16 protein-coding genes are annotated in these 19,406 nt (G+C 36.4%); 4 read left to right on the top strand and 12 right to left on the bottom strand.

Annotated elements, in window-relative coordinates:
- Positions 1 to 57: 57 nt before the first annotated feature.
- Together ACZ2G0_RS14435 and ACZ2G0_RS14430 are read right to left on the bottom strand one after the other, a co-directional pair.
- Positions 58 to 843, bottom strand: coding sequence for a sulfite exporter TauE/SafE family protein (locus ACZ2G0_RS14435; protein WP_470308217.1), 786 nt, complete (start codon positions 841 to 843; stop codon positions 58 to 60).
- Between the two features lie 70 nt (positions 844 to 913).
- Complete coding sequence (locus ACZ2G0_RS14430; protein WP_470308216.1) at positions 914 to 1,540, bottom strand: Crp/Fnr family transcriptional regulator; 627 nt, start codon at positions 1,538 to 1,540, stop codon at positions 914 to 916.
- 291 nt (positions 1,541 to 1,831) lie between these two features.
- On the opposite strand from ACZ2G0_RS14430, the gene ACZ2G0_RS14425 reads away from it, so the two are divergent.
- Positions 1,832 to 2,143, top strand: a complete 312-nt coding sequence (locus ACZ2G0_RS14425; RefSeq protein ID WP_470308215.1) for a rhodanese-like domain-containing protein — start codon at positions 1,832 to 1,834, stop codon at positions 2,141 to 2,143.
- A gap of 47 nt (positions 2,144 to 2,190) precedes the next feature.
- A complete protein-coding gene (locus tag ACZ2G0_RS14420) occupies positions 2,191 to 3,771 on the top strand; it encodes an NADP-dependent glyceraldehyde-3-phosphate dehydrogenase (RefSeq protein WP_470308214.1) in 1,581 nt (526 codons plus the stop codon).
- A gap of 18 nt (positions 3,772 to 3,789) precedes the next feature.
- Here ACZ2G0_RS14420 and ACZ2G0_RS14415 read toward each other — a convergent pair whose 3' ends face one another.
- Positions 3,790 to 3,945 carry a hypothetical protein gene (locus ACZ2G0_RS14415; RefSeq protein WP_470308213.1) on the bottom strand — a complete coding sequence of 52 codons (156 nt, stop codon included), beginning with the start codon at positions 3,943 to 3,945 and terminating at the stop codon, positions 3,790 to 3,792.
- 47 nt (positions 3,946 to 3,992) lie between these two features.
- On the opposite strand from ACZ2G0_RS14415, the gene ACZ2G0_RS14410 reads away from it, so the two are divergent.
- Positions 3,993 to 6,146 carry a S9 family peptidase gene (locus ACZ2G0_RS14410; protein WP_470308212.1) on the top strand — a complete coding sequence of 718 codons (2,154 nt, stop codon included), beginning with the start codon at positions 3,993 to 3,995 and terminating at the stop codon, positions 6,144 to 6,146.
- Positions 6,147 to 6,259: 113 nt separating this feature from the next.
- Here ACZ2G0_RS14410 and ACZ2G0_RS14405 read toward each other — a convergent pair whose 3' ends face one another.
- Both ACZ2G0_RS14405 and ACZ2G0_RS14400 read right to left on the bottom strand, forming a co-directional pair.
- Positions 6,260 to 6,742, bottom strand: coding sequence for a hypothetical protein (locus tag ACZ2G0_RS14405; protein WP_470308211.1), 483 nt, complete (start codon positions 6,740 to 6,742; stop codon positions 6,260 to 6,262).
- A gap of 119 nt (positions 6,743 to 6,861) precedes the next feature.
- Positions 6,862 to 7,740, bottom strand: coding sequence for an EamA family transporter (locus ACZ2G0_RS14400; protein ID WP_470308210.1), 879 nt, complete (start codon positions 7,738 to 7,740; stop codon positions 6,862 to 6,864).
- 175 nt (positions 7,741 to 7,915) lie between these two features.
- Between ACZ2G0_RS14400 and ACZ2G0_RS14395 the strand changes: the two genes are divergently transcribed.
- Positions 7,916 to 8,386, top strand: a complete 471-nt coding sequence (locus ACZ2G0_RS14395) for an OsmC family protein (RefSeq protein ID WP_470308209.1) — start codon at positions 7,916 to 7,918, stop codon at positions 8,384 to 8,386.
- A 107-nt stretch (positions 8,387 to 8,493) separates the two neighbouring features.
- Here ACZ2G0_RS14395 and ACZ2G0_RS14390 read toward each other — a convergent pair whose 3' ends face one another.
- From ACZ2G0_RS14390 to ACZ2G0_RS14360, 7 genes are all read right to left on the bottom strand, one after another.
- A complete protein-coding gene (locus tag ACZ2G0_RS14390) occupies positions 8,494 to 9,672 on the bottom strand; it encodes a DUF4861 family protein (protein ID WP_470308208.1) in 1,179 nt (392 codons plus the stop codon).
- 1 nt (position 9,673) lies between these two features.
- Positions 9,674 to 10,468, bottom strand: a complete 795-nt coding sequence (locus ACZ2G0_RS14385) for a gluconate 5-dehydrogenase (RefSeq protein WP_470308207.1) — start codon at positions 10,466 to 10,468, stop codon at positions 9,674 to 9,676.
- A 6-nt stretch (positions 10,469 to 10,474) separates the two neighbouring features.
- A complete protein-coding gene (kduI, locus tag ACZ2G0_RS14380; RefSeq protein ID WP_470308206.1) occupies positions 10,475 to 11,314 on the bottom strand; it encodes a 5-dehydro-4-deoxy-D-glucuronate isomerase in 840 nt (279 codons plus the stop codon).
- 66 nt (positions 11,315 to 11,380) lie between these two features.
- On the bottom strand, positions 11,381 to 13,810 hold the full coding sequence (locus ACZ2G0_RS14375) for a glycoside hydrolase family 2 protein (protein ID WP_470308205.1): 2,430 nt from the start codon (positions 13,808 to 13,810) through the stop codon (positions 11,381 to 11,383).
- A gap of 4 nt (positions 13,811 to 13,814) precedes the next feature.
- Positions 13,815 to 15,005 carry a glycoside hydrolase family 88 protein gene (locus tag ACZ2G0_RS14370; protein ID WP_470308204.1) on the bottom strand — a complete coding sequence of 397 codons (1,191 nt, stop codon included), beginning with the start codon at positions 15,003 to 15,005 and terminating at the stop codon, positions 13,815 to 13,817.
- Positions 15,006 to 15,278: 273 nt separating this feature from the next.
- A complete protein-coding gene (locus tag ACZ2G0_RS14365) occupies positions 15,279 to 19,079 on the bottom strand; it encodes a hybrid sensor histidine kinase/response regulator transcription factor (RefSeq protein WP_470308203.1) in 3,801 nt (1,266 codons plus the stop codon).
- Positions 19,021 to 19,353 carry a two-component regulator propeller domain-containing protein gene (locus tag ACZ2G0_RS14360; RefSeq protein WP_470308202.1) on the bottom strand — a complete coding sequence of 111 codons (333 nt, stop codon included), beginning with the start codon at positions 19,351 to 19,353 and terminating at the stop codon, positions 19,021 to 19,023. The genes ACZ2G0_RS14365 and ACZ2G0_RS14360 overlap by 59 nt, the downstream gene beginning before the upstream one ends.
- Positions 19,354 to 19,406 lie beyond the last annotated feature (53 nt).

Genomic DNA, 19,406 nt, shown 5'->3' with positions numbered 1-19,406 from the left:
TTTTCGAGTGTTGATAATTGCAGATAGGACCTTTTCAAAAGGTACTCAATTCTGGTACTAAAATAGTAACTCTTTGGCAATAATATAAATCCCCATTACGAGTACAAACCAACCAAATGCGGGCTTTAGCTTACGACCGTCTATTTTTTTGGATAGGTAAGTACCAATTGCTAATCCTAATATGGCCATGGACGAAATTATGCCAAGAAAAGTATAATCTACTTCAATACCGCCAATAATATCGCCAGTAAAGCCAATCATCGAATTAATAAAGATGATAAATAGGGAAGTCCCAATGGCTTGTTTCATAGGTAGATTTCCAAAAAACAGGAGTGCTGGAATGATTAAAAAGCCGCCACCTGCACCTAAAAAGCCTATTATCAAACCAACCAACAAGCCAACGATTCCTAGTTTAACGAAATTAATTTCAGGAGATTCAATGGGTTTTTTTGATTTTTTTATCATTGAATACGAGGTTGCAATCATAAGAAAAGCAAAGACGACCATAATTAATAAATCCTTGGTTATGACAAAACTATCTACGGTTGCAAGTGTTGAAGGCAGCAATGGTAGCATTATTTTTCGAATGAATAAAAGAGAAATTATGGATGGGACAGCAAAAATTACCGCTGACTTCATTTTTAAATTACCTAATTTATAATGTCCAATGGAACCTATCATAGCTGTGAATCCTACAACAAATAAAGAATAGGTTGTCGATTGCTCGGGACTTATTTTAAACAAATAAACCAAGATTGGAACAGCAAGAATAGAACCCCCACCACCAATGAGTCCTAGAGAAAGACCAATAATAATTGATGCCAAATAACCTATATATTCCATTTCTACTTTTTTTTACAAAGGTTGCATGTATCTCAGCGGTATACAGTAACAATTGTCACACAAACACAATTTAGTGCAGGAGTTCGATGTGGTTGCGATGTAAAAGCACTAATCCTCTTTGCTCCATTTTTTTTAATAGGCGAGAAATAACTTCTCTGGAGGTATTCAATTCGGTGGCAATATCTTGGTGCGAAAATAGCAGATCGCGGCATTTACAAGCGTCGGCATGTCGTTTTAAATAAAATTCTAGTCGTTCATCCATCGCTCTAAAAGCAATGTTATCGACAACCTCTAAGACTTCCTCAAAACGTGTTCGATAGGTAAATAAAACAAATTCATACCAAGAGCGATGTTCCATCATCCATTTCTCCATCAGGGTAAGTGGTACCATGATAAGTTCAATATCCTCTACCGCTTTTGCCATGATATGACTAACCTGACTTTTACTAGCGCAAATCATTGATACGGCGCAAGCTTGCCCTGGTTGAATGTAATACATAAAAAATTCTCCACCATTTTCACCCTCTCGATAAATTTTTATTTGGCCTTTGGTCAGTAGCATGGTGTTGTTAATGTATTGACCTGTTCGCATGATTACTTCGCCTGCTTTAAAGCTATGAATTTTGGCATATGCTTGTATTTCATTCGATAGCTCTTTTGAAAAAGTGGGAAATAAGTCGCTTATGATTTCTAGCATCTTCTAATTTTTTTATTTTTTCGACAGATTTAGTGTAAATATACAGTAAATAAGGTTCTCATTTAAGTTGGATTTGAAAGCAGTTTGGTAAATCCTTTTGCCTTTTGATAATTATTGTATTAGCAATTATCCTATCGTTTTTGTAGACTATTTTTGATAATTGTTAAAACAATTTATAAAATGCTGATTATTAGTAGTGGTCGAAATCGTTTTCTCTTAAAAATTATTTAATTCGTATTGTAGCGTTTCTAACTTACCCAAAATCTTCGTATTTTTACAAAAAAGAGAACTATGAACTTATCACAAGAAGATTGGATTGCGCAACTTAATGCGGATGAAAATGCGGTACTATTAGACGTACGAACTGAAGAGGAATGCAACGATGGTATCATTGAAAATGCTAAAATTATAGACATTCATCAAGGTCAGGCTTTTATAGATGCTATTGAACAGCTAGATAAAACTAAAAATTACTATGTATATTGTCGTTCTGGAGCTCGCAGCGGAAAAGCATGTGAACTATTGAACGAAATAGGAATTGAAAATGCATACAACCTGACTGGCGGAATGCTAGCATGGGAAGGTGAAGTGGTACAACCATAAATAGAAGAGGCGCAAGCCTCTTTTTTTAATTAACTAAACGAAATAAAATGAATATCATTCCAGAAGAATTTCAAATTAAAGATTTATTAAATCAAGATACCTACTTACTAAATGGAGAATTAAAGAAATGGGAAGGGCAAACTTCTCCTGTTTTCTCAACCATTTCTTCTGCTGAAGAGTACATACCAACTATCTTAGGATCTATTCCTTTTATGGGCGAAAAAGAAGGCCTAGAAGCGGTTCATGCCGCTGATGCTGCCTACAATAACGGTCAAGGGTTGTGGCCTACTATGAGCGTTAAAGATCGTATTAAATGTATGACTCGTTTTGTAGTTCAAATGGAAGGAACTCGCGATGAGGTAGTGAAATTTTTAATGTGGGAGATTGGAAAATCTTTGGGTGATTCACAAAAAGAGTTTGATCGAACGGTCGAATACATTTATGATACAATCGAAGACTATAAAAAGTTAGATCGTGATAGCGCTAAATTCACCAAGAGTCAAGGTGTGAATGCCATGGTGCGTCGTGGTCCATTAGGTGTTGTATTGTGTTTAGGACCGTATAATTATCCTCTAAACGAAACCTTTGCTTTGCTAATTCCAGCCTTGATCATGGGGAATACAGTGGTGTTTAAACCAGCAAAGCATGGTGTCTTGTTACTATCTCCTTTGATGGAAGCCTTCCGAAATAGTTTTCCTGCTGGTGTCATCAATGTTGTTTACGGTAGAGGTCGAGAAGTAGCTTCGCCAATAATGGCATCCGGAAAAGTAACTGTATTGGCTTTGATTGGAAATAGTAAATCAGCAATAGCATTACAAGACCAACACCCAAATAAAAATAGACTGCGTTTAATTTTAGGGCTCGAGGCCAAAAACCCCGCGATCATATTACCGGATGCGGATCTTGATTTAGCAATTCAGGAATGTATTGCTGGTACCTTGTCATTTAACGGACAGCGTTGTACCGCTTTAAAGGTTTTGTACGTTCATGAAAATATAGCAGTGGAATTCAATAAGCGCTTTGCAGCAAAAGTGGATGCATTGACTTTTGGTAATCCTTGGGAAAAAGGAGTGATGTTAACGCCACTGCCAGAAAAAGAGAAACCAGCCTACATCCAAGAATTAATTGATGATGCGGTTAAACATGGAGCTAAAGTCATAAACGAAAAAGGAGGAGAGCACAGCGCAAATTACATCTTCCCAGCAGTTTTGTATCCTATTAACAAGGAGATGCGTGTGTATCATGAAGAGCAATTTGGACCAGTGGTACCTATTTTGACTTTTAATGATATTCAAGAGCCCTTGAACGATATGGCAGAGTCTAATTATGGTCAGCAAGTAAGTTTGTTTGGAAAAGATATCAAAACATTGGCTCCACTAATTGATACTTTAGTGAATTTAGTGTGTCGTGTGAACCTAAACAGTTCATGTCAAAGAGGACCCGATATTTATCCATTTACTGGACGTAAGGACTCCGCAGTAGGAACTTTAAGTATCCACGATGCATTGCGTTCGTTTTCAATTAGAACATTTGTAGCATCAAAAGACAATGAATACAACAACGAAATTTTACAAGCATTGTTAAATAGTGCTGAATCTAATTTCATTACCACTGATTATATTTTGTAAATAAACGTCAGCTCATAACTAGACCGCCCTTCCTTTTGGATTAGGCGGTTTTTTTATGCTTAAATCTTTCTTAGTATTTATTATAGAACGAGTTGATGCGGCTAAAGAAGGAATTCGTACAAGGTCCATACGGTTGTTTCCGCAAACATTTATATATTTACTGTATAGTTTCATTTTTTGATGCTATAAATGCTGATTTATTACCTAAAAACAACTAAAATATGAAAAAAATTATCGCGTTATTGTTTTTGTTTCAACTGCAGTTTATTGTGGCTCAAAACGGTACAGAACCTGTTTTGCTTACCGATATGTTGAAAATAAAAACGGTGAACAATGTCAGTTTAAGTCCCGATGCTAAGCTAGCTGCCTTTACAGTCACCTCAATTGAAGAGGACGATAAAAGTAAAATTGATTATAAATACAAAACACATATTTATACGGTAAGCACCACCGGAAAAGGTGCACCAAAGCAATTAACCTATGGAACTGATAGTGCAACTAGGCCTGTTTGGAGTCCTGATGGAAAAACAATTGCATTTAGTCGTGTAGTTGGTGAGAAAATGCAAATTTTTCTATTATCAATGGAGGGCGGTGAAGCCAAACAAATTACAAAATTCAGATATGAGGCAGCGAATCCCAAATGGTCACCTGATGGAAATAGCATATTATTTTCAGCTAGTATTCCACTGAAAGATCTTGTACGCGACTCAATTTTGAATCCAGCTAAATCAATTCCGACTTGGAAAATGGAGAAACCAGGTTTCGAAAAAAATGAACATGTAAGCGCCTCTACTGCAAAACCAAATCCCAATGGTTCGTTATCAGAAATTAGAGCTTTCTTAGAGAAAAATGCTGATGACAAAAAGGCTTTGGTATTGAACAAACTTAATTTTCAAAGTGAAACGAATTTGTCTTCGGACATCAATTTTAATCATTTTTTTGAAGTAAGTATTGGGAACAATACCGAACCAAAAGAGATTACAAAAGGGTTTTATAGTTTTAGTACGGCTGATTACACCCCTGATGGCAAGCAAATTATTTTATCAGGTGATGTAGATGAGGTTGAAAATGCAGATCGATCACAAGAAACTGAGATTTTTATGGTGGATGCCAATGGTAGTAATTTTAAAATGTTATTGGGAGAAGCTGGTAAAAGGTTAAGCGGAGCTACTGTGTCAAATTCAGGTAAGTGGATCGTGTTTTTAGCAAGTACTACCTCATTTGTTACCATACCTACTTTATCCCTAATGCCCATTGATGGAACTTTAAAGGACATTGTAACAGTTCCTTTTGATCGCAATATTTCCGATCTTACTTGGAGTAAAGATGACAAGTTTTTATATTTCACTGCTCAAATGAATGGTGGTAATGTATTACACAAATTAAATATTGCAACTAAAAAAATTGAAGTTTTATCCACCGTAGACGCGGGGATAACTAGCTTTGATGTAAATAATAATACACTAGTTTTTTCTAAAACTCAAGTTAGCAATCCTTCCGAATTGTATTTTGCCGATGCTAATGGTAAGAAAGAACAAAAATCAAGTAATTTTAATGATTGGGTTCTCTCTAAAAAATTATCATTCCCAACTAAAAAGACCTTTACCAATGAACAAGGTATGGCAGTAGAATATTGGGTAATGCCTCCTTCCAACTTTAAAACCGATCAAAAATATCCATTGCTTTTAGAAATTCATGGCGGACCTTCAGCAATGTGGGGACCGGGAGAGGCGAGTATGTGGCACGAATACCAATATTTTTGTAGTAAAGGGTATGGAGTGGTTTATAGCAATCCAAGAGGTTCTGGAGGTTACGGATTGGATTTCTTGAGAGCCAATATTAACGATTGGGGAACAGGACCTTCAAGCGATGTTTTAACTGCTCTAGATAAAACAGTTGCTGAAGGATGGGCAGATAAATCGAAGCTATTCATCACAGGAGGGTCGTATGCGGGCTATCTTACCGCTTGGATTATTAGTCACGATAACCGATTTAGAGCCGCATGCGCACAACGAGGAGTCTATGACTTAAACACCTTTTTTGGAGAAGGTAATGCCTGGAGATTGGTGCCTAACTATTTTGGAGGATATCCTTGGGAACCGAAAGTAAAAGAAATTTTAGCAAGGGAATCGCCTATAAACTATGTGCAAAACATAACCACTCCCTTTATAATTTTTCACGGTGGAAACGACAGAAGAACGGGTTTTATTCAGGCCGAAATGCTATTTAGAAGCTTAAAAGTTTTAGATCGCCCTGTTGAGTTTGTAGTTCATCCTGGAGCGACGCACGAAATTACAAGAAATGGAGATAACCGCCAACGCATGGATCAAATGCTGCGAACCTATGAGTTTTTCCAACGTACTTTAGAAAAATAAAAATAGTATTTTCTAATAGGATGCAATCCAATTAGAGGAAAATACCTTTTGCTATAAACGACAAATCCCTGCCGAATTCGGTAGGGATTTGTTGTTTTATAAGAGTATTATCTTTATTTTTCGATACACTCGGTAGTCGTGAATTTGTATTTTACATTTTCAAAATCAATTGGTTCTCCTTTTGCAAAATAAGAAGCACCTAATGAGAATTCGATTTTCCCATTACCTAAAATTAGTTCATCGCCGCTTTTCAAAAAAGCCATCGGGTTTTTAAAGGTCTTTTTTTCATTACTACCTTGAATAAAAGTATAGCTTGCAAATAAGGTATCTCCACGAAATTCTCCCACAATTTGACCTAATTTTGTTGGCATATTTTCGATTTTCATCTCGAGATCACCAGTAATTTTACCTTCTTTCAGTGTATTAATTTTTAGATTAAGAGTGTCTTGCTCGTAAATGGCTTTATAGCATTCAGTACTCACAGGGGTTTCGATTGCCGCTTTCGTAGCTTCGTCTGCTTTTTTACTGGCATCATTTTTACAACTGGTCAGTCCTATAACAGCTAGGAATAAGCCCATAATAGTAGCATTTTTCATAATAGTGTCTCTTATTAATTAATGATTTTAATAGTATTTTAGCTAAGATACAAATTTATTAAATGCCAAGCTATATGTATAGGACCAAAACTTTTTTTAGATAATCTGTAAAACACCTATCAAATCTCCTTTTTTACCAATGAATCTCTTTTTTTGAGTTTAGAGGTCATTGTTGACCCAACGGATGCGATAACTACGCAAATCACCGCTATAATTTCGTTAGGTGTCAAATATTCCTGTAAAAAAAGCAGACCGCAAACTGAGGCTGCCGCAGGCTCTAAACTCATTAAGATACTAAAAGTGCGCGCCGGTAATTGTCCTAATGCTTGCATTTCGAGTGTAAACGGAATAGCGCTGGACAGTAGAGCAAGTGCAATACCTAGATATAAAAAGTTAGGAATCATATGCTGAAATCCGTTACCTAAAATTCCAAAGGGTACTATTAATAAAGTTGCAAAAAGCATTCCTACTGCAACCGCTTCGCCGCCTTTCATTATTTTAGATATCTTTCCGCCTAATACAATGTAAGCAGCCCACAGTGCGCCTGCAAGTAAGGCAAATAAAACACCCAAAAGATCTACACCATTATCAGACCAGGGTGCTATTAAAACGATTCCTGCTGCTGCTAAAAGAACCCATAAATAATCTAATATTCTCTTTGAACCTAAAACCGCAACGACTAGCGGACCTATAAACTCTAATGTAACCGCTAATCCTATAGGAATGCGTTCTATGGCTAAATAAAATATCAAGTTCATTGCGCCTAAGGATAATCCGTAAGGAATGACCACTTTCCATTGTGGACTAGTTATCTTCAATAAATTGGGTCTGTAAACTAGCCATAGTAATAAAGCTGAAATTCCGATACGCAAGGAAGCAGTTGCCGCTGCGCCAAGTGCAGGAAAAAGTGTTTTCGCAATGGCAGCTCCTGATTGAACACTGATTATAGCAAAAAGAACAGCAGGTATGGGGAGAATGTTAAAAGTAATTTTTTTCACCTAGTCTTGTACAAAATTAAAATGTAAAACTACGAAAAATTGAATTAGCTAAGTAAGTTTTAAAGTGTTGGTATTCTGAATGTCACTTCATAATTTTCCAATTGCAATGGCATAATGCGGTTTTGTGCGCTTCAATTTATCTGTGTTTTGCTTACATTTGAAAAAAAGAAGGTATATGAGTTTCAAACAGGTCTTCAAAGCTAAATTAAGCTGGCTTCTAAAGGAGGAATCGACTTTTGCTACAGCAAAAAAATATACAAAAAGTCATTCTGTAGCAATTGAAGGGAAAGAGCTCTTGCACGTTTCCGCAGCGAAAGCGTTTAAAGGCGACCCAAGCTTGTACAATCCTGAAGACCTGCTACTAAGCAGTATAGTTTCCTGTCACATGATGTCGTATTTGTATGTATGTCAGCAAAACGGAATTGAGATTTTGTCCTATCAGGATGATGCAGAGGCCACTTTAGAGGTTTTAGATACTGGAGGAGGCCGATTTATTGAAGTTCGATTGTTTCCTACCGTTATTGTAAAAGAAAAAGAACAAATTGAACAAGCTGTACTGCTACATCAAAAAGCAAATGAACTCTGCTTTATAGCTAATTCTTGCAATTTTTCTATCGTTCATCAGGCCAGTTGCAATGCAATCTAGTACTTGTTTTTGATGTAAGAAGGGCGGTTAACAGAAGAATGTTTCCATTATTCAGAACGTAATTATAAATGCTTGCTTCCATTTTATTGATTGAAAGCAAACACCGTTTATTTTTTTGTTACTTTCACGTGCAAAGGACGGTTTACTTTCAACGAAAAATCACTTAAATATTTTTCCCATTGCTGCTTATTTTGAAACGGACTCCCTTTTTTCCATGCAAAACCCGCATAGTAAGCGATTTTATTGCTTTTAACAGCGATTGATCCGTATAAATTGCTCAAATCGGGCACAGTTGTTACATAGTGATCGAAACGGGTCATTTTTTTATTTGGTACCACTAATCCGCTTCCTATTTCGGAATCATCAATTGGTTCCCAATAACTTAACCAACCTTCCTTTACGTTGGTTCCTATGGTCCCTTTTTTATCATGAAGTGTAAGTCCAACTGCAACTTGAGGTGTACCAGTTATTGCTATGGTAAACTTGGAAAGATAACTACCCAAGTCGAGGGAAATAGTTTTAGTTTCGCTAATTTCTTTTCCGTTAGCATCCCAATTTGCATAGGTTAAAATGAAACTAGTTCGAATAGGTCCCGTAGTTATTGTTTTGTAGGATGTAAAGTTTTTTGAAAAATAGTAAGTCGAATCTTGTTGCACTGCGATTCCGCCAATACCGCGGGAACTCCCTACGTGAAAATTATCTAAACCTTCACCAGAATCAATATGGTAGGAACCAGTACCATTGGTTGTTTTTTTATACCATTTATTGATGATTGGGTAAGGAACGCGCTTAAGCCAAGCGTCAATACCGCTTGATAAAGTGCCTCCTTTGATGTTTTTTTCTATCATTTCTTGTGCGCGAGGGCCATAAGTACGAAAAGCTACTTTGTCATTTTCCCAAGCGTAGTCATCTGTTCGCTCTGGAACAAACCGAGAATAACAGCTGATGCTATCAACTACGGTTTTTTTATGTGAAACCAATTCTAAAATTGTGGTGCTCGACGCTTTAACAAATGGTTGAACCAAAAGCACATCCATTTCGCCATCTAAATTTTCATCAACGACTTGCGTTACTAAGAAAGAGGAATTTCCTTTTTCTTTGATACCAAAGTCTTCTAGTTTATCTGATTTTTTAAGTTGCAACTGCTTTTTTGATAAGCTGATGGTTTCAAAACTACGCGCAATTGGCAAGCTATTGGTGATGCTAATGGTTCTTTGCGTACGATCGTTTTGAGCAAGAGCAAACAAGGAACTAAAAAATACAGCGTAAACAAGCGACTTTTTCATCTTAATTTTCATTTGAAGGTTTGCCAATAGTGGCAAGAATACCACCATCAACATAAAGAATATGGCCATTAACAAAATTACTAGCGTTCGAGGATAAAAAAATGGCAGCACCCGCAAGGTCACTTGGATCACCCCATTTATTGGCCGGTGTGCGACTAATAATAAAATCATTAAACGGATTGCCGTCTACTCGAATAGGCGCGGTTTGTTCCGTGGCGAAGTATCCCGGACCAATTCCGTTGACTTGTATATTGTGCTTTCCCCATTCTGTTGCCATATTTTTAGTAAGCATTTTTAAACCGCCTTTTGCAGCAGCATAAGCACCTACACTGTTGCGACCTAGTTCACTCATCATCGAGCAAATATTTATTATTTTACCACTGTTTCGGTTGATCATTCCTCTTGCTACTTGTTTAGAAACGATAAACGGACTCACTAAATCAATATCGATTACCTCTTTAAAATCAGCTACTTCCATTTCTATCAATGGTATTCTCTTGATGATTCCCGCATTATTAATTAGGATGTCAATGGGACCAACCTGCTCTTCAATAGCAGCAATTGCTTCTTTTACATGTGGTTCATTAGTCACATCAAATTTAAATCCAAAAGCTTGAATCCCTTCCTTTTGCAAAAGGGAAACGGCGGCATCTATTTTAGTTTGCGATGAGTTGCCATTTACAATTATAGTTGCTCCAGCCTGACCTAAACCTCGAGCCATGGCCAATCCTAATCCGTGGGTACTTCCTGTTATAAGAGCAATTTTTCCTGATATATTAAATAATGAATGTTCCATTTTTAGTTATTTTAGGTCGGTTATCTTCGCAACATCCATATCAGCATAATCTAGATTCTCTCCTGCCATACCCCAAATAAAAGTATAGTTAGATGTTCCTGCACCGGAATGGATTGACCAAGGCGGAGAGATTATAGCTTGATGGTTATGCATCCAAACGTGTCTTGTTTCTTGAGGTTCTCCCATAAAGTGGCACACGGCTTGATTTTCGGGTATGTCTAAATAAAAGTATACTTCCATACGACGATCGTGTACATGCGCTGGCATGGTGTTCCATACGCTTCCCGTTTTTAACTCTGTCATTCCCATTTGCAATTGGCAAGTAGTTACGATTCCGCCTATTATCATTTGGTTGACAGTTCGATGATTAGCGGTTTCGACTGCACCTAATTGCAATTTGTTTGCTTGCTCGACACTCACTTTTACCGTTGGATACGTGGTATGTGCAGGTGCTGAATTTAAATAAAATTGCGCCGGATTAGTTGCGTCATCACTTGTAAAGACTATTTTTTTATTTCCTGATCCAATATATAAGGCATCTTTATGAGCCAGCTGATATTCGACTCCATCCACAACAACGGTTCCAGAAGCTCCCACATTAATAATTCCTAATTCACGTCTTTCTAAGAAATAATTGGATTTTAATGGGTCGATGGTTTCTAGTACTAAATCTTCTAACGGGACCGCTGATCCAGCGATGTACCTATCATAATGGGAGTAAGTAAGGTTGATTTGTCCTTTTTGCATTAAATTTTCGATCAAAAATTCAGTGCGTAACTCGGTTGTGTCGTATTTTTTTACAGCGCTTGGGCTGGAAGCATATCGCGTATCGTAAGTGGTTGCCATGATTGGTGTTTTTAAAATGTAATGGTTCTATTTTTTATTCCTGTTCAATTTGTTTTTAGTAGTAGGCTAATGTAAAGGAATTTGTAAAAATTCACCTTTAAAATTTTGATTCAAGACGGTCATTTCAATTGCTTTGCTATTCTCATCTGGAACAACCTCTATGGATGCTTTGCCATTAGCCATTTTTATCGCTTCAGTGCCGGTAGGCGTTCCTTGGTTTTTCATGGTTTTACCACCACTCAAACATTGAAAATAAATGCGATCTTCATAATCCAAGCATCTTAAATTTTTATCATCAATAGCCGTGGCCGTGACCAAGTAATTGCCATTAGCTAACTTTTCTGAGGATAATTGTAAGGCTGTTGCATTGGAATTCTTTTCAAACCTGTAATTTACAACAATAGTATCTTTTACGATGGTTCCTTTCAGATTTTTTCCTTCAGCAATAAGTATATTTTTACCCTCTGTAAATGCTACATCCCAAGTTAATCCACTAGCAGGAAAAAGCTTTATATCTCTACTTTTTTGACCTAAGCTTTTCCCGTTATGATACAAAGTGACTTGGTCGCAATTACTATATACGCTCTGAACTCTCGACTTTCCTTTTTCGCCTTGTCTTTCGGTCCAGGTATGAGATTCGATATAGGTAAATGGTTCTTTACTCCAATAACTTTTAAAAACGTAATACGCATCCTTGGGGTTTCCGGCGCGATCCATTATTCCTTTTTGATTCATGTATGGAATATCATCTTCTGGGCGCAATGGTGTTGCAAAATCCTTAAATGCCCACTGAACATTACCAACGAAATCAGGGTCATTTTCAGAGATATGTAGATGCCAATCAAATAAATCTACGATGTAATTTTCACTCCAATCACCAATTTGGGCAATGTTGGCCACTTTAGTTTGTACTATGGCTTCTTCCCATCCTTCTGCTTGAATTAAGCCTTCGCCAGTAATAGGTTTTTCGCTGTGACGGCCTACATGACTATCACCACCATATTCAGCGTGGATAAAATGCTTGTATTGTTTTTTATAAATATCTATTGCTTTTTGATAGCTTTTATAACTACCGGAATACCAACCAGACCAAATAGAAGGTGAAAAAACATCGACTATTTCAGCACCTTCATAATACTTTCTGACCGCTGTTTTCCGAGAGGGATCTAATTGATGGGCAATCGTGTTTAATTCGGTTAAAAAACTATTAGTTTTTTCAATATTGCCACCATCTTCAAAATCAGGTAACCAGTTCATCTCATTGCCTAACGACCAAATAATAATACTAGGATGATTGTAATTTTGATTAATCATTTCCGTGAGCATATTTTTAGCGTTTGTTTGCCAAGTTTCATTTCCTATTCCACCGCGACACCAAGGCAATTCATCCCAAACTAAAAGTCCTAATTCGTCGCAAGCTTTATAGATTTCAGGATCTTGCGGATAATGTGCAAGGCGAACAAAATTTGCTCCCATTTTTTTTATGGCTTCCATATCAGAGCGGTGTTGTTGATTGGACATCGCTGCTCCCACGCCAGCATGTTCTTCATGACGGTGAGTACCTCTAATCAATAATCGTTTACCATTCATATAAAACGGACCATGATCTTTGAATTCAAACCATCTCAAACCTACTTTCTCTGTTTGAGAATCGACTGACTTTTTATTGACCAATAATTGTGTTTCTACAACATATAAATTGGGATTTTCAGTATCCCACAGCATAGGATTATTGATTTTGCTAAAGGTTACACTCGCTTCTTTATTGCTAACAGCTACAGTTTTCGTAGCGATTATTTTTCCTTGCGGATTTTTCAAGGTCGCTTTTAATTGCGCTGTTTCATCATTTGTAATCACCGCCTTAATTTGAACGGTTGCTGTTGTGTTAGAAACTAGGGGAGTCGTTATTTTTAAATCTTGAACATGGGTTTTGTTAATTTCTATCCACCAAACATCTCTCGTTATCCCACCATAAATGAAAAAATCACTTTTTTGAGAAGGAATAATTTCTTTGTCATAACTGTTATCAACCCGTACCCATATTTCATTGTCTCCTACTTTAAGAAAAGAAGTTGCTTTTATCTTGAATCCAAGGTAACCGCCTATGTGCGTTCCTGCTAGTTGGCCGTTGATATATATTTTGGTTGTAATATTAGCCCCTTCAAAATACAAATAATAGTCCTTTGAGACATCTATTTTTTTAACTTCAATATTTTTTTGATACCAGCTCGCGGCCCTGCGGTAGCCCGGCTCTAAATCGGTTACATCTTCGCTATTCCATGAATGAGGAAGATTGATGTTTTGGGGAACTGTATTTTTTTTGATGGTTAAATAATCAGCTGTATTGTTTTCATAATACAACCAATCGTTATTAATGTTAGTGGTTTTTCTGCTAGTGCTGTTTGTGATTTCCTGAGCAGCAGCTAGTGAAAAAGAAAATACTAGGAAATAGAAAAGTATTATTGGCCTTAGGTTTGAATTCGCTGTTTTAATCATGATTTTATAAGTTTTTTAAACGTAATAATGCCTCTAAAAAGTAATAATCAGCATACACGATTGGTTCATCGATCTCGTCGTCTTTAGGTTTGTTTCCTGTGCTGTGACCTAAAATAAATGGTCCTTTTACCGAAGAATCAAGTACATACTTTGGCGTATTAAAAGCAGCAAGTACCTTTTTGGCATAGTTTAGATAAGCCGGATTTTGATCATATTGATACAATTCGAGTAAAGCGGAACTCATCACTGCCGCTGCGGAGGCATCAGTGGGAGCATTAGGTATCGTAGGGTCATTAAAATCCCAATACGGAATCCCGTCATTTGGCATGTTTTTATGATTAATGAAGAAATTAGCAGTGGCTTTGGCTTGTTTTAAATAGGCTTTGTCCTTTGTAAAGCGGTAAGCCATTGTAAAACCATATACAGCCCATGATTGACCTCTTGCCCATGAGGACGCATCATTGTATCCTTGATGGGTAACTTTCATTTTCGGCTTGCCGCTAATTGAATCATAAACAATGACGTGAAACGTACTGTTGTCCGGTCGAAAATGATTTTGTAAAGTTGTATTAGCATGGTTTATAGCTATTTTTTTATAGGTGTCATCGCCAGTTATTTTAGATGCTTCAAACAGAAGTTCCAAATTAATCATGTTGTCTATAATTACTGGAAACTCCCATATGTCGGCATTAAAATCCCAAGAACGTAGCGCTTTAACTTTTGGATTGTATCGCGTAATTAAAGTATTTGCACTTTCAACGATAACTTTTTCATAGGCTTCCTTATTTTCTTTACGGTACAAAATTCCTTTGCCGTAGCTACAGAAAATTTTAAATCCCATATCGTGTGTCGTGCGATTTAATTTTTCTTTTTCCATATACTTATTCCAAACTTCGGCTTTGTCCTTAAATCTATTTTCACCTGTCAAGGCATAGAGTTGCCATAAATTGCCAACAAAAAAGCCGCTAGTCCAATCTTTAGACGGTACTTTTTTTACTTTATTAGTTTGTAGGGACATGCTTCTAGGAAAGGACATTGAATCAGCTGAATATTCAACTAAGGAATTGTACCGTGCTTCATACAAGGGTGCTGTGGTTTTTAGACCCAAAGCGGTTTTATTAGTGTTGTTAATTTTACAAGAAACGAATAGCAAAACCATCGGAATAGTGGTAAGCAACATTCTAAATTTATGCATATTGATTATTTTTTGAAGATGGATTCCAATACGAATAGGACACATTTGTTTTTTATTTTTAGTGATGTTTTGTTTTTAAAAAGCAGCGATTGGTAATCGTAATCACTTAGTCACTTTTGTAAAAATTCAAATAGTATGTACCATTATTTTATGCCTACAAAAATCAGCTGTAGGACAAATTTAAAGGTTTTCGAGGTTGTGAAAATTCAAATAAAAGGGTACAATTGTACATTTATTAGGCTTTAGAGCTAATAAAATCAGTACTTGGAGTAATTAATCAATATCGTGATGAAATTTATCAGCATATTCCGTTGGCGTGATGCCATATTTTTTTTGAAAACATTTGGCAAAGTATTTCGGATTATTAAATCCTACTTTGTAACTGACCTGCGATACAATAATTTTATTGCGTTCTAACATTTGAGCTGCGGTCTTTAGCCTAATTTCATGAATAAATTCATTTGGAGTAAAAGTCGTAGCTGCTTTAATTTTATTGAATAATAAGGTTCTACTAATTCCCAGCTCAAGGCAAAATTTAGGAATGTCAAATTGCACATTCGAAATGTTTTCTTCGACTACTTTAAAAGCTCTTTTTAGCAAATCTTCATCTGATGAGGTTAGATTTAATTCTTGCGGCACAAAACCATCGGCACTGCTAAATTTGGTTTTTAAGCGGTTCGTGGCATCAAGGATGTTTTTTAGTCGGAGTTTAAATTCTTGTAGGTTAAAGGGCTTACTAATATAGTCATCGGCACCGCTGCTTAGTCCTTCAAATTTGTAGATCAGTGACGATCTAGACGTGAGTAATACAACAGGAATATGCGATGTTTGCGGATTTTCTTTAATTTTAGCACATAATTCTGTTCCCACCATTTCCGGCATTATTACGTCGCTAACTATAATATTAGGCATGAATTTCAGTGCTTTTTTCAAACCTGTTTTACCATTATCAGCGGTGAGTACATTGTAATCTTCTTTTAAAAAGTTTTTAATAAAAGAACGCAGCACCTTATGGTCTTCGACAATCAGCACTGTAGGTTTTGATTCGTCATAAACCAAGTCAGCTACATCATCTTGAAATACAATCGCATCTTGCTTTTTTAATTGCGACGTATATTGCGAAATATCGTCACTGATTTTAAAGTCCTTTATGATGTCGCTCTCTTTTAGATGTTTTTTGCCTTTTGGCAGAAACAAAGAAAAGACAACTCCTTGCTTCTCCTTATTGCGAACAGTTATACTGCCGTGATGCAGTCCAACGATATTTTTAACTATCGAAAGTCCAATTCCAGAGCCTTTAGAAATGTGGTGTGCATCTTGATTGTGTAGCGGTACTTCATAAAAAAGTTCAAATATTTTAGAAATATGCTCGGGAGCAATTCCCACACCTGTATCCTCGATATCGAAACGCATTCCCTCTTGCTCCTTACTCATACGAATAGTAATAGTTCCGCCAAGCGGCGTATATCGAAAGGCATTTGATATTAAATTATAAAAAACACGCTCTAATTTATAGCGATCGAAATAAATATAAATTTCATCATCAGTAGATTCAAAAGTATACGTATAGCCGCCATCCTTAGCAAACTCGATAAAGGAAAGGTAGATCTCTTTAGTGAATTTTACAATGTTACCTTTGGCCGCCTCGAGGCTGGTTTGATTGCTTTCTAATTTCCTGAAATCCATCAAGCGGTTGATCAAATCTAGTAAATGCGATGTACTGCTCTCTATCACCAAAAGCTTTTTGTACATTTCGTTTGTACCATTGTACTCGGCTAATATTTGCTGTAAAGGACCTGAAATCAGCGTTAGAGGCGTTCTGAATTCATGAGAAATATTGGTAAAAAACTCTAATTTAGCTTGATTGCTTTCTTTTATTCGCTCTGTTTCTTGGTACTCTAATTCTAATTTTTGCTTGAGCTTTTCTTTAGAATTAAAAATCCAAATTACAAGGTAAATTGTGCCTGCTACAACTAAAAAATAGAGTAGGTAGGCCCAAATGCTTTTCCAAGGTGCAGGTGTAATTTCAATTTGCAGTCGGGTAGGTTTGGTGTTCCAAATGCCATCATTATTAGCACCATATATTTCTAAAATGTAAGTACCTGCATTTTGAATAGCGAAGGAAACTTGAGGGTTTTTTGTAGTGGTAAAGCTGTTGTCTAATCCCACAAGACGGTAGCGGTATTGATTGTTTTTGGAACGAATGTAATTGGGAATTGCAAACGTTATGGTGAAATTAGATTGATCGTAGCGCAATTTTATTTTATCCGTGTACAGTAAATTTTTCGATAAAATTTCAGAATTAGGATCAGGTTTTACAAGCTCATTTTTGATGGATAAACTCGTAAGTAGGACTTGTGGAACGTAGCTGTTAAGTGCTAATTTTTTACTATTGAAATAGGTAACTCCCGAGGGTCCTCCAAAATAGTACTCCTCCTTGTTTATTTGTAGTGCCGCATTATCATTGAATTCATTACTAGCAACCCCGTCTTTTTGATCGTAGGTGATCATTTTTTTTGAAACGGTATTGTACTTAATTATTCCCTGATTGGTGGTAAGCCAAAGGTTGTGTTTGTCATCTTCAAGAATAGCATGAACGGCAGTAACGACCTCAGTTTTGGCGTTTATTTTTATGTTTTTAAACTGCTTACCATTAAGGATAAATAAACCTTTGCCTTTCGTTCCTACCCATATATTTTGTTGATGATCAGCAAAAAGGGTTAAAATATCATCTCCTGAAAGTGTTTTTGAATCGAAAAAATAGTTTGAGCCTATTTTCTTATTTCCAGAAGTTTTATTGGTGCTGAATAGTGTCAAACCGTTTTGTGTTCCAACCCAAACTTTGTCTTTTTGAACCAATACGGTTCTAATTCGGTTATTTGTCAAAGAAGAATTCTCAGTGGTATAGACACTAAATTTGCCTGTTTTGCTGTAATAGCGAATTAGTCCTTTTCCAAAGGTTCCAATCCAATACACACCAGCATCATCTTCGGTAATTGCATAAACGCCTGTGTCTTCTAGTACGGCTTGTAATTCGGGACTTATGGCTTTTGTATTTTGACTCTTGGTCAACGTGTTGTAGGCCATCATACCACTCGAAAATGTTCCAATCCACAGTGTGTGATCGTTAGAGTAGTGTAATGATTTGATATCGTTGCTAGCTCCTTTGGCTCCTGAATTTAAAAAAAGGGACTTGGTTTTGTCACTATTTTGGTCAAAAACAGTTATCCCGCCGCCTTCTGTTCCAAAATAGATAGTGTTGTTTTCATCTTTTGCGATCGAACTAACGACATCGAAACTTAATTTTTTTACGGTTGTGTGTTGGTTGTAGTTGATGAAATTCCCATTGGATGCATCCCATAAATTAATCCCCTTGTAGTAACATCCCATCCAAATAGAGCCATTGCGATCAGCATAGAGCGCTTTTACTTTATCAATGTTGGGGTTGGATTCATTGCCAATAGTTTCGATTTCGTTCTTACTATTTACTATTGCAATTCCGTTATAAGTACCAATCCACAACGAATTGTTGCGATCAATAGTTAAGGCTCTAATATCCATTCCGATTGAACTATTCGTGTTTTGGAAAGGGGTCAACTGTTCCGTACTGGTATTAAAATAGTGTAACCCTTTGTTTTTAGTACCAATCCATAAATTTCCTTTTTTATCTATTTGGGTGGTTTGAATAAAAAGGGCGGCTGCTTTACTTTTTTCTTCGGTTTTAAAAGTGTACCCTTTCTTTGTATTTGGAATAGCTTGGCAAAGACCTTTGGAAGTTCCAATCCATATTTTACCATTCGGACTGGTATTAATATTCAAAATGTAATTACTCGTAATAGTTGAGGAGTCTTGATTTTGATGGTAATAGTTACGAAATTGGTTTGTTTTTTTATTTAGAATAGCTAATCCTTTGGAGGTACCAATCCAAATTTCATGCTGAATTTCTTTAATCGACCAAATGGCATTGTTGCTTAAGGAATTTGGTTTTTGCGTATGAAAATAACGTTGAAAAGTATCAGTAGCAGGATTGTATTTGTTTAAGCCGTTGTAGGTGCCTATCCATAAAAAAACCATCTTTATCCTCAGTGATACATAAAATGTCATTGTTACTGATAGAACTGTTGCTGCTATCAGTTCTATAAACCGTAAACTTGCTACCGTCATATTTATTGAGGCCGTCACGTGTACCAAACCACATTTGGCCTAGTTTATCTTGGTAAATAGTAATTACTGCTGATTGCGACAGCCCGTCAGCTGTGGTAATATTTTTAAATCGGTAGTTGCTATTTTGTCCTATTGCACTAAAAACGAAGCACAGTAAGCAGCTAATTAAAAATATTCTTTTCATGTATGAGGTTGGCGCTTGATTAAAAGGGAAAGTTAAAAAAAATAAATTGATTT

It is taken from the genome of Flavobacterium sp. KKT103 (assembly GCF_055640565.1).
The sequence above is the reverse complement of the archived record's forward strand: the minus strand, read 5'-3'. Positions and strand labels throughout refer to the sequence as shown.

Excerpts from the sequence above, each read along its gene's own strand:
- ACZ2G0_RS14425 (WP_470308215.1), top strand. The coding sequence starts at position 1,832 with ATGAACTTATCACAAGAAGATTGGATTGCGCAACTTAATGCGGATGAA.
- ACZ2G0_RS14375 (WP_470308205.1), bottom strand. The coding sequence starts at position 13,810 with ATGATTAAAACAGCGAATTCAAACCTAAGGCCAATAATACTTTTCTAT.
- ACZ2G0_RS14410 (WP_470308212.1), top strand. The coding sequence starts at position 3,993 with ATGAAAAAAATTATCGCGTTATTGTTTTTGTTTCAACTGCAGTTTATT.
- ACZ2G0_RS14395 (WP_470308209.1), top strand. The coding sequence starts at position 7,916 with ATGAGTTTCAAACAGGTCTTCAAAGCTAAATTAAGCTGGCTTCTAAAG.
- ACZ2G0_RS14435 (WP_470308217.1), bottom strand. The coding sequence starts at position 843 with ATGGAATATATAGGTTATTTGGCATCAATTATTATTGGTCTTTCTCTA.
- ACZ2G0_RS14385 (WP_470308207.1), bottom strand. The coding sequence starts at position 10,468 with ATGGAACATTCATTATTTAATATATCAGGAAAAATTGCTCTTATAACA.
- ACZ2G0_RS14415 (WP_470308213.1), bottom strand. The coding sequence starts at position 3,945 with ATGAAACTATACAGTAAATATATAAATGTTTGCGGAAACAACCGTATG.
- ACZ2G0_RS14420 (WP_470308214.1), top strand. The coding sequence starts at position 2,191 with ATGAATATCATTCCAGAAGAATTTCAAATTAAAGATTTATTAAATCAA.
- ACZ2G0_RS14370 (WP_470308204.1), bottom strand. The coding sequence starts at position 15,005 with ATGCATAAATTTAGAATGTTGCTTACCACTATTCCGATGGTTTTGCTA.
- ACZ2G0_RS14430 (WP_470308216.1), bottom strand. The coding sequence starts at position 1,540 with ATGCTAGAAATCATAAGCGACTTATTTCCCACTTTTTCAAAAGAGCTA.
- ACZ2G0_RS14360 (WP_470308202.1), bottom strand. The coding sequence starts at position 19,353 with ATGAAAAGAATATTTTTAATTAGCTGCTTACTGTGCTTCGTTTTTAGT.
- ACZ2G0_RS14405 (WP_470308211.1), bottom strand. The coding sequence starts at position 6,742 with ATGAAAAATGCTACTATTATGGGCTTATTCCTAGCTGTTATAGGACTG.
- ACZ2G0_RS14365 (WP_470308203.1), bottom strand. The coding sequence starts at position 19,079 with ATGGTTTTTTTATGGATAGGCACCTACAACGGCTTAAACAAATACAAT.
- kduI (WP_470308206.1), bottom strand. The coding sequence starts at position 11,314 with ATGGCAACCACTTACGATACGCGATATGCTTCCAGCCCAAGCGCTGTA.
- ACZ2G0_RS14390 (WP_470308208.1), bottom strand. The coding sequence starts at position 9,672 with ATGAAAAAGTCGCTTGTTTACGCTGTATTTTTTAGTTCCTTGTTTGCT.